This window comes from Kitasatospora sp. NPDC015120, from assembly GCF_043080305.1.
GTDB lineage: Bacteria > Actinomycetota > Actinomycetes > Streptomycetales > Streptomycetaceae > Kitasatospora.
This window is the reverse complement of record NZ_JBIBVJ010000001.1, coordinates 291,329-304,395: the sequence shown is the minus strand read 5'-3', so window position 1 is coordinate 304,395 and position 13,067 is coordinate 291,329. Positions and strand designations below refer to the sequence as shown.

The following is a 13,067-nucleotide window of genomic DNA, read 5'->3' as shown; positions in this document are numbered from 1 at the left end:
CCCGGCCCGGTTCCGGGCCTAGAGGAACGGGAAGGTGACCGTGACCACGGTGCGCTGCGGGCGGCGCTCGCCCGCCGCCGGGGACTGGCCGGTCACCTTGCCGGTGCCGAACAGGTTGACCCCGTTGCTCTGCATCGAGAACCCGGCCGCCTGGAGCGCCTTCTCCGCGGCCTCCTTGGACATCCCGGTGACGTCCGGGACCGGCACCATGCCCTTGCTGACCACCAGCGCGACCGGCGTGTTCTCCGGCACCTGCTGTCCGGCCGCCGGTGAACTGCTGATCACCGAGCCCTCGGCGACGGTGTCGTGGTAGGTCTCGGTGACCGTGCCGGCCGTCAGCTGCGCCCCGGTCAGCGCCGAGGCGGCCTGCGCGGCCGGGCGGCCGGTCACGTCGGGGACGGCGATCCGCTTGGGCCCGCGCGAGACGGTGAGGGTGACGGCGTCGCTCTTCCTGGTCCGGGTGCCCACCCCGGGGTCGGCCGCCATCACCTGGCCGGCCGGGACGGACTCGCTGTACACCTCGGAGACCTTCCCGTGCATGCCGGCGGCGTCCAGGATCCGCTCCGCCTCGGTCCGGTTCTTGCCGAGCACGCCCGGCACGGTGCCGTACACGGCGCCGGAGATGGCGTACGTCGCCCCGCCGACCAGCAGGGCCACGGCGAGGACCACGGCCGTCCAGATCAGCGGCCCGCGCGGCACCCGGCGGGTGGTGGAGCGGCTGCGCCGGGCGCGCGGCGGGCGCGGGGCGCGCTCCGGCGGTGGCTCGTCGTACGGGCGCGGCTCGGTGAGCAACTGGTCCATGACGTCCGGCGGCACGTCCAGCACGCTGGTGCGCTCGACCGGGGGCGGCAGCAGCACGGGGGTGAGCACCGAGGTCGCCTCGCCGGCCGCGTACCGCCCGCCGGTGCGGGTGGCGGCGGGGGGTTCGGCGTCCAGCTGGGCCGGGGTGAGTCCCCGGCGGACCCGCTGGAGCGCGGCGAGCAGCTCGACCGCGTCGTGCGGGCGGTGCGCGCGGTCCCGGGCGCAGGCGCCCGCCACTATGGCGTCCAGCTCGGGCGTCACCCCGGGGACGGCGGCGGACGGCGGCGGAATGTCCTCGTGCAGGTGGCGGTACATCACCTGGACGGGGTTCTCGCCGGTGTGCGGGCGGGAGCCGGTGAGCATCTCGTACAGCAGGATGCCGGCCGCGTAGACGTCCACCCGCTGGTCGGTCTCGGCGCCGGGGCGGATCTGTTCGGGCGCGAGGTAGGAGACGGTGCCGAGCACGGTGCCGGCGGTCGCGGTGGTGGAGGTGGTGGCGCCGTCGGCGGCGTTCAGCACCCGGACCAGGCCGAAGTCGGCGACCTTCACCAGGCCGTCGTCGGTGATCAGCACGTTCTCGGGCTTGACGTCGCGGTGCACCAGACCGGCCCGGTGGGCGGCGCCGAGGGCGGCGAGCACCGGTTCCAGGATGTCCAGGGCGGCCCGGACGGAGAGCGCGCCGCGGTCGCGCAGCAGGTCGCGCAGGGTGCCGCCGGGCACGTACTCCATGGCGAGGAAGACGTGCCCGCCGTCGGCGCCCTGGTCGAAGACGTTGACGACGTTGGGGTGGGCGAGCCGGGCGACGGCCTTGGCCTCGCGGATGAAACGGGTGGTGAACGCGGTGTCGCCGGCCAGCGAGGGGTGCATCACCTTGAGCGCCACGATCCGGTCGAGCCGGGTGTCGTTGCCCTGGTAGACCGTGGACATCCCGCCGGCGGCGATCCGCCGCTCGACCCGGTACCGGCCGTCGAGCAGGGTACCGATCAGGGGGTCGCGCAATGCCATGTCCACCCGGCGAGTCTAGGGCGTGGGGGTGCGCCGGCCCCGGGGGACACCGCCCCCGGGGCCGCTCTGTGCCCGGTTTGTGACACCGGGATGATGATCGGATCAATAATCCGGAATGTCGGACCCTCAGAACGCCGGGTGCTCGCGGGTGTCCAGGTCGGCGCGGCCGGCCATCGCGGAGGACGCCTCGGCGTGGAAGCGGCGCGGGATCCGGCCGGCCCGGTGGGCGAGGCGGCCGGCCTCGGCGGCGTGCCGCATCGCGTCGGCCATCAGCACCGGGTCCTGGGCCCGGGTGACGGCGGAGGCCAGCATCACCGCGGCGCAGCCCAGCTCCATCGCCAGCGCCACGTCCGAGGCGGTGCCGGCGCCGGCGTCCAGGATCACCGGGACGCCCGCGCCCTCCACGATCAGCTGGAAGTTGTGCGGGTTGCGGATGCCGAGGCCGGAGCCGATCGGCGAGCCCAGCGGCATGATCGCCGCGCAGCCGACGTCCTCCAGCTTGCGGGCCAGCACCGGGTCGTCGTTGGTGTACGGCAGCACGGTGAAGCCGTCGTCGACCAGCGTCTCGGCGGCGTCCAGCAGCTCGATCGGGTCCGGCAGGAGGGTCCGCTCGTCGGCGATCACCTCCAGCTTCACCCAGTCCGTGCCGAGCGCCTCACGGGCCAGCCGGGCCGTCAGCACGGCCTCGCCGGCGGTGAAGCAGCCGGCCGTGTTGGGCAGCACCCGGATGCCGTTGCGGGTCAGCACGTCGAGCACCGAGCCCTGCGTGCCGGCGTCCACCCGGCGCATCGCCACCGTGGTCAGCTCGGTGCCGGACACCCGGAGCGCCTGCTCCAGCACCTCCAGGCTGGGAGCGCCGCCGGTGCCCATGATCAGCCGGGAGGAGAAGGACGTCCCGGCGATGGTGAGGAGGTCGTCGGCCATCGGTCAGCCCCCCTGGACGGCGGTGAGGATCTCGATCCGGTCGCCCGCCGACAGCGGTGTGCGCGGCCACTCGGCGCGCGGCACCACGGCCTCGTTCAGCGCGGCGGCCACACCGGAGTGCGCCTGGCTGAGGGTGGCGACCACCTCGGCGAGGGTGGTCGAGGCGGGCACCTCACGGGGCTCGCCGTTGACGCTCAGGGGGATGTCGCTCGTGCGGGGGCTCATGCCGGGACCTTCGTGAATCGGGTGGGGGAGAACGGGAGGGCGAGCTCCGGCAGGGTGCCGGTGACCAGGTACTCGGCCAGCACGTCGCCGGTGACGGGCGTCAGCAGGACGCCGTTGCGGTAGTGGCCGGTGGCGGCGACCAGCCCGGGCAGTGCGGTCGGGCCGAGCAGCGGCGCGTTGTCCGGCGAGCCGGGCCGCAGCCCGGCGCCGGTCTCCACCAGCGGCAGCTCGGTGATGCCGGGGACCAGCTCGTGCGCGTCGCGCAGCAGCTCGTACACCCCGCCGGCGGTCACCGTGGTGTCGTGGCCCTGCTCCTCGGTGGTCGCGCCGACCACCAGCTCGCCGTTCTCGCGCGGCACCAGGTAGAGGTGGCCGCCGCGGACGACGGCGCGCACGTTGCGGGAGAGGAACGGCCGGTACGCCTCCGGCACCCGCAGCCGCAGCACCTGGCCCTTGACCGGGCGGATGGCCGGCAGCACGCCCGGGGGCAGGCCGGGCAGCAGATGGCTGCGCGAGCCGGCCGCGAGCACGGTCCGGTCGGCGGTGACGCTCTCCCCGGTGGCCAGCCGGGCGCCGGCCGCCCGGTCGCGCTCGACCAGCAGCTCGGTGACCTCGGTGCGGTGCACCACCACGCCGGTCCGCCCGCACGCGTGCAGCAGGGCCTCGGCCAGCCGGCGGCCGTCGACCTGGTGGTCGTCGGTGACGTGCAGGCCGCCGCGCACGCCGGGGGCGAGCATCGGCTCCAGCCGGCGGGCCTCGCGGCCGGTGAGCCACTGCGAGTCCAGGCCGAGCCGCTGGTGGAAGGCGTGCAGCTCCCGCAGTTCGGCGCGGTCGTCGGAGTCGAGGGCGACGGCGAGGGTGCCGCACTGCCGGTAACCGGTGTCCGTGCCGCCGCTCGCCTCGGTGAGTTCGGCGGCGAAGGCCGCGTACCGCTCGTTGGAGGCCATCCCGAGGCGCAGCAGGGGCTCCTCGCCGTACTGGAGTTCGGTGACCGGGGCGAGCATGCCCGCCGCGACCTGGGCGGCGCCGTGGCCCGGCCGGGGATCGACCACGACGACCCGCAGACCGCGCTGGGCCGCCCGCCAGGCGACGACGAGTCCGATGATCCCACCGCCGATGACCAGCACCTCGGCGTGGGCGCCCCGTCCCAGGCGTGTCAAAGCTGTTCTCCCTTCGCCGGAATGACCCGGATCAGGTTCGGACGGTCGCGGGCCGTGCCAGCCCGCCTCTCAGCCCGGTCCGCCGGGCTCCCGTGATGGTGCCCCCACCTTAACTCCGGGTGGCGTCGCCCCTAAAGGCGCCGGCGAAGGGGGCGGCCTAGGTCCGGAGACCTCGGACCGGGCTCAGTACAGTGACGGCGTGGATGAGCTGAGCGGAACGGGACGGACGGACCGGGTGGTCGTGGTCGGCGCCGGGCTGGCCGGGGCGCGGTGCGCCACGGTGCTGCGGCGCGACGGCTTCCGGGGGCGGATCACGCTGGTCGGCGAGGAGCGGCACGCCCCGTACGACCGGCCGCCGCTCTCCAAGGACGTCCTGCTCGGCAAGACCGACAGCACCGCCCTGGACCTCGACTTCGCCGGGCTGGACGTCGAACTGCTGACCGGCCGCCGGGCCACCGGCCTCACCCCCGGCGGCCCCGGCGGCGCGGGCGTGCTGCACACCGACGCCGGGGACGAGCCGTACACCGCGCTGGTGATCGCCACCGGCGCCGAGCCGCGCGCCCTGCCCGGCGCCGAGCGCGCCCACCTGCTGCACACCCTGGACGACGCGCTCGCGCTGCGCGCCCTGCTCCGCCCCGGACTGCGCCTGGTGCTGGTCGGCGCGGGCTGGATCGGCGCCGAGGTGGCCACCGCCGCCCGGACGGCCGGCTGCGAGGTGACCGTCGTCGAGGCGGGCCCGGCCCCCGTCCCTGGCGCGCTGCCCGCCGAGGTCGGCCGGGCGATGGCCGCCTGGTACGCCGAGGCCGGGGTGGACCTGCGCTGCGGCACCGGCGTCGCCGCCGTCGAGCCGGGCGCGGTGCTGCTCGCCGACGGCTCGCACCTGCCCGCCGACGAGGTGGTGGTCGGCATCGGCGCCCGCCCGGCCACCGGCTGGCTGTCCGGCACCGGGGTCGCCCTGGACGCGGCCGGCGCCGTCCTGGCCGACGAGCGGCTGCGCACCACCGTGCCCGGCGTCCTCGCGGCCGGCGACTGCGTCAGCTACCCCTCGGCGCGTTCCGGCACCCGGGTCACCGTCCAGCACTGGGATCACGCGCTGCAGTCCGGCGCGGCGGTCGCCGCCACCCTGCTCGGCACGGACGCGCCGCCGTACGACCCGGTGCAGTACTTCTGGTCCGAGCAGTTCGGGCGGATGGTCCAGTACGCCGGGCGGCACGGCGCGGACGACGAGCTGCTGTGGCGCGGCTCGCCGCAGGACGCGCACTGGTCGGTGCTGTGGCTGCGCGACGGCGTCCTGCGGGCGCTGCTCGCGGTGGGCCGGCCGCGCGACCTGACCCAGGGCCGGCGGCTGGCCGAGCGCGGCGCCGTGCTCGACCCGGCCCGCGCCGCCGACCCGGCGGTCCCGCTGAAGGCGGCCCTGGCCGCCGGCTAGCGCGGGGCGGCGGACCCGCTGGTGCGCGGCGGGCCGCCGAGGTGGCAGTCTGGTGCTTGTGAGTGAGATCGAAGCCAAGATTGAAGCCCTGGTCCCCGCGTGGCTGTACCTCCCCGACATCTCCGAGCAGTGGGGTGTGGTGGTCACCGAGGTCCGCAACATGGTCAAGAAGGGTGACCTGATCGCCGTCCGGCGCGGCCCCAACAAGTCGCTGCAGGTCCCGGCGGCGTTCATCGACGAGACCGGCCCGGTCAAGCACCTGGTCGGCACGCTGACGGTGCTGCGCGACAGCGGGTTCAGCGACGAGGAGATCCTTGAGTGGATGTTCACCGAGGACCCGTCGCTGCCCGGCACCCCCGTCCAGGCGCTCTGGGAGAACCGGGCCACCGAGGTCAAGCGCCGCGCCCAGGCGATGGCGCTGTGACCGACCCGGCCACGACCGACCCGGCCACGACCGACCGCCGCGCCCGGCTCGCCGACGCCCGGCTCTACCTGTGCACCGACGCCCGGCGCGAGCGCGGCGACCTCGCCGAGTTCCTGGACGCCGCGCTGGCGGGGGGCGTGGACATCGTCCAGCTCCGGGACAAGGGCCTGGAGGCCCGGCAGGAGCTGGCGGCGCTGGAGGTCTTCGCCGACGCCTGCCGCCGGCACGGCAAGCTGCTCGCCGTCAACGACCGCGCCGACGTCGCCCATGCGGCCGGCCCGGACGTGCTGCACCTCGGGCAGGACGACCTGCCGGTGCCCGCCGCCCGGGCGATCATCGGCGAGGACGTGCTGATCGGGCGCTCCTGCCACGCCGAGTCCGAGGTGGACGCGGCCGCCGCCGAACCCGGCGTCGACTACTTCTGCACCGGCCCGGTCTGGCCGACCCCGACCAAGCCGGGCCGCCCCGCGCCGGGCCTCGGCCTGGTCGGGTACGCGGCGAAGCTGGGGACCGCGCGGCCGTGGTTCGCCATCGGCGGCATCGACCTCGGCAACCTGGACGAGGTGCTCGCCGCCGGCGCCCGCCGGGTGGTGGTCGTGCGGGCCATCACCGCCGCGGACGACCCGGGGGCCGCGGCCGCCGCGTTCGCCCGCCGGCTGCGCGAGGTCTGACCGGCGGGGCCGCCGCCGTCCGTCCCGTCCGTCCTGTCCGTGCTGCGCCGCGGGTGCCCGGCGCCCGTCCGTGCGTCCTTCCGGCGTCCGGCGCAGTGCGTGGCAGTACGTGTCAGTACTTGCGGGCGGTGGCGGCCCCGGCCAGCGCCAGCAGCGTCCCGCGGGCCGCCGGGTCCGCCAGCGGGGCCGCCTCCAGCGCGGCCAGCGCCTGGCGCAGCAGTTCCTCGATCCGCTGCTCCACCCGCTCCGGCGCGCCGCTGCGGGCCACCAGCTCCCGCAGCCCGGCGACCTCCCCGGCGGTCAGGTCCGGCGCACCCAGGCGCTCGTCCAGGTACCGCGCCTCGGTGGCCGGCAGCCCCCGCATGGCGTGCGCGACCAGCAGCGTCCGCTTGCCCTCGCGCAGGTCGTCGCCGGCCGGCTTGCCGGTGACCGCCGGATCGCCGAACACGCCGAGCAGGTCGTCCCGCAGCTGGAACGCCTCGCCCAGCGGCAGGCCGAACGCCCCGTACGCCTCCACCAGCCGGGACGGGGCGCCCGCCAGCAGCGCGCCGACCTGCAGCGGTCGCTCGATCGTGTACTTGGCCGACTTGTAGTGCAGGACGGTCTGCGCCCGCTCCAGGGCGCCCTCGTCGGTGGAGTCCCCGGCGACCGGCTCCAGGACGTCCAGGTACTGGCCGACCATGACCTCGGTGCGCATCAGGTCGAACACCGGCTTGGCGGCCAGCACCGCGGCCGGGTCCAGGCCGCAGTTGAGGAACAGCTCGTCGCACCAGATCAGCAGCAGGTCGCCGAGCAGCACCGCCGCCGAGGCGCCGTACTGCTCGCGGTCGCCGCGCCAGCCGCGCTCACGGTGCATCGCCTCGAAGCGGCGGTGCACCGAGGGCAGGCCGCGCCGGGTGTCGCTGCGGTCCATGAGGTCGTCGTGGACGAGCGCGCTGGCCTGCAGCAGCTCCAGGGCCGCCGCCGCCCGGGCGATCCCCTCGCCGGCCGCCGGGCCGCCGGCGCCGCGCCAGCCCCAGTAGCAGAACGCCGGGCGCAGCCGCTTGCCGCCGTCCAGCAGGAAGTCGCGCAGCGCCTCGGTGACCGGCTCCAGCTGCGGGGAGACCTTGCCGAGCAGGGCCGACTGGCCGTCCATGAAGCCGGCGAGGGCGGCGTTGACGCGCTCGCGCACGTCCTCCACGTCAATCGGGTTGGCCGGCCGGTGGCTGGACGAGGTCACGATGGGGCTCCGGAGGGTAGCTGGGGTGCAGCGCAAGCGTATCCGGGGCGGAGGGGAACAGGTGTGCGCACGGGCTCCGGCCCGGTCGCGCGGACCGGTGTTCGTACCGGCACCATCGCCGGGGGCGGCGTCGTCCATCCGGAGTCCACCCCTCGTCCATCCGGCGTCTCAAAGGCTGGAACCGAGTTGTCCGTGCCCTTCCGCCGACGGCTAACCTGCCATCATGGCACTCGGTATCGCTTCGACCAGACCGGACCGCGCACAGACGGTCCGCGACCTCCTGGCTGCGGGAAAGCGGTCCTTCTCCTTCGAGTTCATGCCGCCGCGCACCGAGGCCGGTGAGCAGAAGCTCTGGGACGCCATCCGGCGGCTCGAACCGCTCGACCCCAACTTCGTCTGCATGACGTACGGCGCCGGCGGCTCCTCGCGCGAGCGCACGGTGAACATGGTCGGCCGGATCGCCACCGAGACCACGCTCACCCCGGTCGCCCACCTGACCGCCGTCGACCACTCGGTCGCCGAGCTGCGCAACATCATCGGCCAGTACGCCGACCAGGGCGTGCGCAACGTCCTCGCAGTGCGCGGCGACCCGCCCGGCGACCCGCTGGGCGAGTGGATCAGCCACCCGCAGGGCGTCACCTACGCGTACGAGCTGGTCGAGCTGATCAAGGGCATCGGCGACTTCTGCGTCGGCGTGGCGGCCTCGCCCAACATGCACCCGCGCTCGACCAACTGGGACGACGACATCCGGCACTTCGTGGCGAAGGTCCGCTCGGGGGCCGACTACGCGATCACCCAGATGTTCTTCGAGGTCGACGACTACCTGCGGCTGCGCGACCGGGTCTCGGCCGCCGGCTGCGACACGCCGATCATCCCGGAGATCATGCCGGTCACCAACGCCAAGCAGCTGGAGCGGTTCCCGCAGCTGAGCGGCTCGGCGTTCCCGCCGGACCTCGAAGCCCGGCTGCGCGCGGTCGTCGACGACCCGGCGGCGCTGCGCGCGATCGGCATGGAGCACGCCACCGCGATGTCCGAGCGGCTGCTCGCGGAGGGCGTCCCCGGGCTGCACTTCATCACGCTGAACCACTCGACGGCGACCCTGGAGATCTACCAGAACCTCGGTCTGCACCGGCGCTGAGCTGCGCCGGATCGCGTGCCCGCGGAGGACGGGAACGCGATGCGGTACCCGGGCCGTTGAACCGGTACAGTCGCCGCACACGCGCGGCGGGCGCGGGCACGCGACTGGAGGTAGCGGGCGGGATGGGCATCGGATACCTGCTGCTGTACGGCGCGTTGGCGGTGGTGGCGCTCTGGCTGGTCGCCGAGCTGCTGTTCCAGAACCGGGCTCCGCTGCACTGGCGCGGACTCGCCCTCGGCGGCTTCCTCGCGGTGGCCGGCGGGATGGCCGTCGGCTCGGTCCCGGTGATCGGCGCGGGCGCCGCGATGTTCGCGGTCGGGCAGACCTTCGTGACGCTCTCGGTGAAGCGCGGGTACGCGGCCGGGTGGTCGCTGCGCGCGGCGGACGGGAGCCTGCCCGGGCCGCTCGCCCGGGTGCCGCTCCTCGGTGCGCTCACCGGCGGGGGTGCGGTGGTCGCGGCGACGGCGGTCGCGGTGGAGCAGGTCGGCGAGGTCGGCGCGGTCGAGGAGGCCCCGGCCGCGGCGCCGGCCGTGGAGGAGACGGCCGTCGAGCAGACCGCCGCCTTCGAGATGCAGGAGCTCGCCGCCGACGGCGTCTACGCACCGGCGTACTACGAGCAGCAGCAGCCGCAGCAGGACGCGTACACCGAGGCCTACCAGGTGGGCTACGACCCGGCGCAGCAGCAGCCGCAGTACGGCTACGACCAGCAGCAGTGGCAGCAGCCCGTCGGCTACGACCAGGGCTACGGCGGCTATGCGCAGCAGCAGCCGCCGCAGTACGGCTATGAGCAGCAGCAGCCCGACCCCTACGCCGCCTATCAGCAGCAGCCGCAGCCGCAGTACGGCTACGACCAGCAGCAGTGGCAGCCCACCGAGCCCCAGCCGCACCCCGACCAACCCATCACCGGCATCCCCCAGCAGCCCCAGCAGCCGCACTACGACCAGTACGGCTACCAGCAGCAGCCCCCCACCTGGCAGCAGCAACCCTGACCCACCCGACTCCCCACTCCCACTAGGCAATCTATGCGCGTAGATATGCCCGGCCCGGAGTGGAAAGTCGGCCGGTCCGACTTCCTGTTCCGGTCGTCGCTCCATCGCCGCCGCCCGCGCGAGAAGTCGGCGGGCCCGACTTTCCATCCCGCGCGCCTGCCTGCCGAGGTCGAAGCCTGGCCTCGGGAGCGAGAAGTTGGCCCACCCGACTTTCTGCTCCCGCGAGGGGTATCTATGCGCGTAGATTGCGGAGCGCGGAGTAGGAAGTCGACCGGGCCGACTTCCTGCTCCGGCTGCCCTGTCGCTGGCTGTCCGCGCGAGAAGTCGGCGGGTCCGACTTTCCGTGTCGGCGCACGCCCGCCGAGGCCCGGCCGGACCCTGCGCGAGGGGGGCCTGGCCGGCGCTCCACCAGAGCATCTATGCGCGTAGATTTCTGTGCCGCGGAGGGAAAAGTCGGCGGGCCCGACTTCCTGCGCGGGGTCGCACGCCTTCGCCCGGGCTTGGAGTGCGAGAAGTTGGGCCGCGAGGCGGGTCTATGCGCGTAGGTTCGGCCCGGGCGTGGAGTGGGAAGTCGGCCGGTCCGACTTTCTGCTCCGGGTGGTTCGCTGGTGGGTGACTGGAGCGGGAAGTCGGCGGGGGCGGCTTTCTGGGCCGGACGTATCGGTGGGGGTGGCGGTCAGGCGGGGCCGATGAGGTTGGCGACGATGCAGGCGGACATGCCCACGCGGGCGAGGCCGCCGCCGGGGTGGGCGGCGCCGCCGGTGAGGTAGAGGCCGGGGTGGTCCTCGTTGGGGGCCTGGAGGAGGGTGCCGTCGAGGCCGGCGAGGGCCGGGGGCGGGACGGAGCCGAAGAAGGAGCCGGCCTCGCGCTCGGTGTGTTCCGGGGTCCGGACCGCGCGCCAGAGCAGCCGCTCGCGCAGGTTCAGGCCGGCCGCGTCGACGTGGGCGAGCATCCGGTCGGCGAAGGCGTCCGCCACCCCCGGCGCGCCCCAGTCGAGGTCGAGCGACGGGGTGGTCGCGGTCAGCACCACGGCCTCGTGCCCCTCCGGGTGCAGCGACGGGTCGTCCGGCCTCAGCACCTGTACGGTCGGCCGGTCGGCGAGCGGCGCGCCCGGGTCGAAGACGCCGGCCAGCTCGGCCGCCGGGTCACCGGCGTGCACCACCGTGCGGTGCGCCGTGCCCGCAGGCCGGGCGCCGCGCAGCGCGAGCAGCACGCTCACCCGGCCCGGCACGCCGTGCAGCCGCCCGGCGGCGGCGGGCCACTCGTCGGAACTCTCCGCCGGGCCCATCCACTGGGTGTGCAGCACCCGGGCGTCGATCGAGGAGACCACCAGGTCGGCGTCGATCCGGTCGCCCTTGGTCTGCACGCCGCACACCCGGCCGTCACGGACGACCACCTTCGCCACCGGCGTCTGGAAGCGGAACTCCACCCCCCGCTGCTCGCAGCGGCGGTACACCGCGTCGGCCAGCGCGCGCAGGCCGCCCCTGACGTACCAGACGCCGAAGGACTGCTCCATGTACGGCAGCACGGTCGCCCCGGCCGGGGCGGTGCGCGGGTCGAGGCCGAACCGCAGGGCGTGCTCGTGCAGCAGAGCGGTCAGGCCAGGGTGCCCGCCGAGCTGTTCGGCGGCGACGTCGGCGAGCGTCCACTGGCGCGGGGCGCGCCGTCGGCCGAACAGGCCGCGCCGGGCCGGGGCGGGTACGGGGTACGGGTCGGTGTGCAGCGGCGCCGGGTCGGCAGGCAGCGGCTCCTCCAGCAGCGGGCGGCGGGTGGCCTCCCAGACCGTGCGGCCGTGGTTGAGCACACCGGCCCACTGCTCGCCCGCGCCCGGGCCGAAGGCCTGGTCGAGGGCCTGGATCACGCCGCCCCGGGAGGCGTTGGGCAGGGACACGGCCGTCCCGTCGGGGAACAGGTGCCGGCTCTCCGGGTCGACCGGGCCGAGTTCGACCAGCTCTTCCAGCGGCTCCCGCCCGGTCTTCAGCGCGAGGTCGCGGTAGACGGCCGGCAGGGTGAGCAGCCCGGGGCCGGTGTCGAAGGCGAAGCCGTCGCGCTCGTAGCGGCCGACCATGCCGCCGTAGGCGCCCCGTGCCTCGCAGACCGTCACCTTGTGCCCGAGGGTCGCCAGCCGGGAAGCCGCCGCGAGCCCGCTCATACCTGCGCCGATGATGACGATCCGTGCCATGGTTCCGATCCTAGGACCGCCGGATGCCTCCCCCGGCCACCGGCTGCCCGGCCGCGGGCCCGGCCGCCCCGGCGGCGTGGGCGGCGCGGCGTTCGCGACGGCGGGCGCGGAAGGCGCGGATCCGGTTGATCGCGAACCACACCAGCAGGACGCCGGCCAGCAGCAGGACGGCGGCGATCGAGGCGGCCAGCCACGGGTGGAAGATCGCCAGCGTGACCAGCCCGGCCACCGAGAGGTCCTCGGCGAGCGAGACCACGATGTTGCTGGCCGGCTCGGGGGAGGTGTTGACCGCCATCCGCAGCGAGGCCTTCACCAGATGGCTGACCAGCGCCGTCGTGCCGCCCATCGCGCCCGCCGCGACCTCGCCCAGGGACCCCGGGTCGGCGGAGGCGAGCAGCGCGCCGACGGTCGCGCCCGCGACCGGCCGGATCACCGTGTGGGCGGCGTCCCAGACGCTGTCCACGTACGGGATCTTGTCGGCCACCGCCTCCAGCAGGAACAGCACCGCGGCCGCCAGCAGCACATCGGTGCGCTCCAGGGCGGCCGGCACCGACTCGGCCCCGGCGAACCGGCCCAGCAGGCCGAGCAGCAGCACCACCGCGTACGCGTTGATCCCGCTCGCCAGTCCGCTGGTGAAGATCAGCGGGACGATCGTCATCCGTTTCCCCGTCCGTTCCTGCTCGCAGTCCCCGCCGGAGTCGGCCCGGCTCGCCGTACCGTACCGGGACGCCGCCGCCGGGGCCGGTGGTTCCCGTCCGGACCGTCTGAGTACGGATACTCAGACGGACGATTGAGTATCTGCGCGGATGGCCTCCGACCTGCACGGACGTCACAGTGGTCACACCGGGTCGGCGGCGCGTCGGGCGCCCCGCCCCGCAGGAGCGGACGGCCGGCGCAGCG

Annotated in this window: 12 protein-coding genes and 1 riboswitch; of the genes, 5 read left to right on the top strand and 7 right to left on the bottom strand. The window is 75.0% G+C overall.

From position 1 onward, the window contains the following. Positions 1-18: 18 nt before the first annotated feature. The 4 genes from pknB to thiO form a co-directional block, all read right to left on the bottom strand. Positions 19-1,806: a Stk1 family PASTA domain-containing Ser/Thr kinase gene (gene pknB / locus ACF1AK_RS01315; protein ID WP_391497334.1), complete on the bottom strand. Its 1,788-nt coding sequence runs from the start codon at positions 1,804-1,806 to the stop codon at positions 19-21. Positions 1,807-1,932: 126 nt separating this feature from the next. Next, positions 1,933-2,730, bottom strand: coding sequence for a thiazole synthase (locus tag ACF1AK_RS01310; protein ID WP_391496709.1), 798 nt, complete (start codon positions 2,728-2,730; stop codon positions 1,933-1,935). A 3-nt stretch (positions 2,731-2,733) separates the two neighbouring features. Then, positions 2,734-2,955 carry a sulfur carrier protein ThiS gene (gene thiS, locus ACF1AK_RS01305; RefSeq protein WP_380284762.1) on the bottom strand — a complete coding sequence of 74 codons (222 nt, stop codon included), beginning with the start codon at positions 2,953-2,955 and terminating at the stop codon, positions 2,734-2,736. Next, entirely contained in the window at positions 2,952-4,115 is a 1,164-nt protein-coding gene (thiO, locus tag ACF1AK_RS01300) for a glycine oxidase ThiO (RefSeq protein WP_391496708.1), read from the bottom strand. The genes thiS and thiO overlap by 4 nt, the downstream gene beginning before the upstream one ends. After that, a riboswitch (TPP riboswitch) is annotated at positions 4,107-4,219 on the bottom strand. Its footprint overlaps the gene before it by 9 nt. Before the next feature lie 95 nt (positions 4,220-4,314). On the opposite strand from thiO, the gene ACF1AK_RS01295 reads away from it, so the two are divergent. From ACF1AK_RS01295 to thiE, 3 genes are read left to right on the top strand one after another with little or no spacing between them, the layout of a single operon-like run. Continuing rightward, positions 4,315-5,544, top strand: coding sequence for an NAD(P)/FAD-dependent oxidoreductase (locus ACF1AK_RS01295; RefSeq protein ID WP_391496707.1), 1,230 nt, complete (start codon positions 4,315-4,317; stop codon positions 5,542-5,544). A 58-nt stretch (positions 5,545-5,602) separates the two neighbouring features. Next, positions 5,603-5,968 (top strand): Rv2175c family DNA-binding protein, encoded by a 366-nt coding sequence (locus ACF1AK_RS01290; RefSeq protein ID WP_391496706.1) that lies wholly within the window; start codon positions 5,603-5,605, stop codon positions 5,966-5,968. Further along, positions 5,965-6,639: a thiamine phosphate synthase gene (thiE, locus tag ACF1AK_RS01285; protein ID WP_391496705.1), complete on the top strand. Its 675-nt coding sequence runs from the start codon at positions 5,965-5,967 to the stop codon at positions 6,637-6,639. Before ACF1AK_RS01290 ends, thiE begins: the two co-directional genes overlap by 4 nt. Positions 6,640-6,751: 112 nt before the next feature. Here thiE and ACF1AK_RS01280 read toward each other — a convergent pair whose 3' ends face one another. Continuing rightward, on the bottom strand, positions 6,752-7,858 hold the full coding sequence (locus tag ACF1AK_RS01280) for a polyprenyl synthetase family protein (RefSeq protein WP_391496704.1): 1,107 nt from the start codon (positions 7,856-7,858) through the stop codon (positions 6,752-6,754). A 223-nt stretch (positions 7,859-8,081) separates the two neighbouring features. Between ACF1AK_RS01280 and metF the strand changes: the two genes are divergently transcribed. After that, entirely contained in the window at positions 8,082-8,996 is a 915-nt protein-coding gene (gene metF, locus ACF1AK_RS01275) for a methylenetetrahydrofolate reductase [NAD(P)H] (RefSeq protein WP_391496703.1), read from the top strand. A gap of 122 nt (positions 8,997-9,118) precedes the next feature. Next, the gene (locus ACF1AK_RS01270; protein ID WP_391496702.1) at positions 9,119-9,985 is read left to right on the top strand and encodes a hypothetical protein; all 867 of its coding nucleotides are present in this window, start codon (positions 9,119-9,121) and stop codon (positions 9,983-9,985) included. 676 nt (positions 9,986-10,661) lie between these two features. On the opposite strand, the gene ACF1AK_RS01265 is transcribed toward ACF1AK_RS01270, so the two are convergent. Beyond that, positions 10,662-12,167 carry a phytoene desaturase family protein gene (locus ACF1AK_RS01265; protein WP_391496701.1) on the bottom strand — a complete coding sequence of 502 codons (1,506 nt, stop codon included), beginning with the start codon at positions 12,165-12,167 and terminating at the stop codon, positions 10,662-10,664. Between the two features lie 10 nt (positions 12,168-12,177). Next, complete coding sequence (locus ACF1AK_RS01260) at positions 12,178-12,825, bottom strand: DUF4126 domain-containing protein (RefSeq protein WP_391496700.1); 648 nt, start codon at positions 12,823-12,825, stop codon at positions 12,178-12,180. Positions 12,826-13,067 lie beyond the last annotated feature (242 nt).

Bases quoted from the DNA above. Each gene is read 5' to 3' on its own strand.
- pknB (WP_391497334.1), bottom strand. From the start codon at position 1,806: ATGGCATTGCGCGACCCCCTGATCGGTACCCTGCTCGACGGCCGGTAC.
- ACF1AK_RS01265 (WP_391496701.1), bottom strand. From the start codon at position 12,167: ATGGCACGGATCGTCATCATCGGCGCAGGTATGAGCGGGCTCGCGGCG.
- ACF1AK_RS01270 (WP_391496702.1), top strand. From the start codon at position 9,119: ATGGGCATCGGATACCTGCTGCTGTACGGCGCGTTGGCGGTGGTGGCG.
- ACF1AK_RS01310 (WP_391496709.1), bottom strand. From the start codon at position 2,730: ATGGCCGACGACCTCCTCACCATCGCCGGGACGTCCTTCTCCTCCCGG.
- metF (WP_391496703.1), top strand. From the start codon at position 8,082: ATGGCACTCGGTATCGCTTCGACCAGACCGGACCGCGCACAGACGGTC.
- thiS (WP_380284762.1), bottom strand. From the start codon at position 2,955: ATGAGCCCCCGCACGAGCGACATCCCCCTGAGCGTCAACGGCGAGCCC.
- ACF1AK_RS01260 (WP_391496700.1), bottom strand. From the start codon at position 12,825: ATGACGATCGTCCCGCTGATCTTCACCAGCGGACTGGCGAGCGGGATC.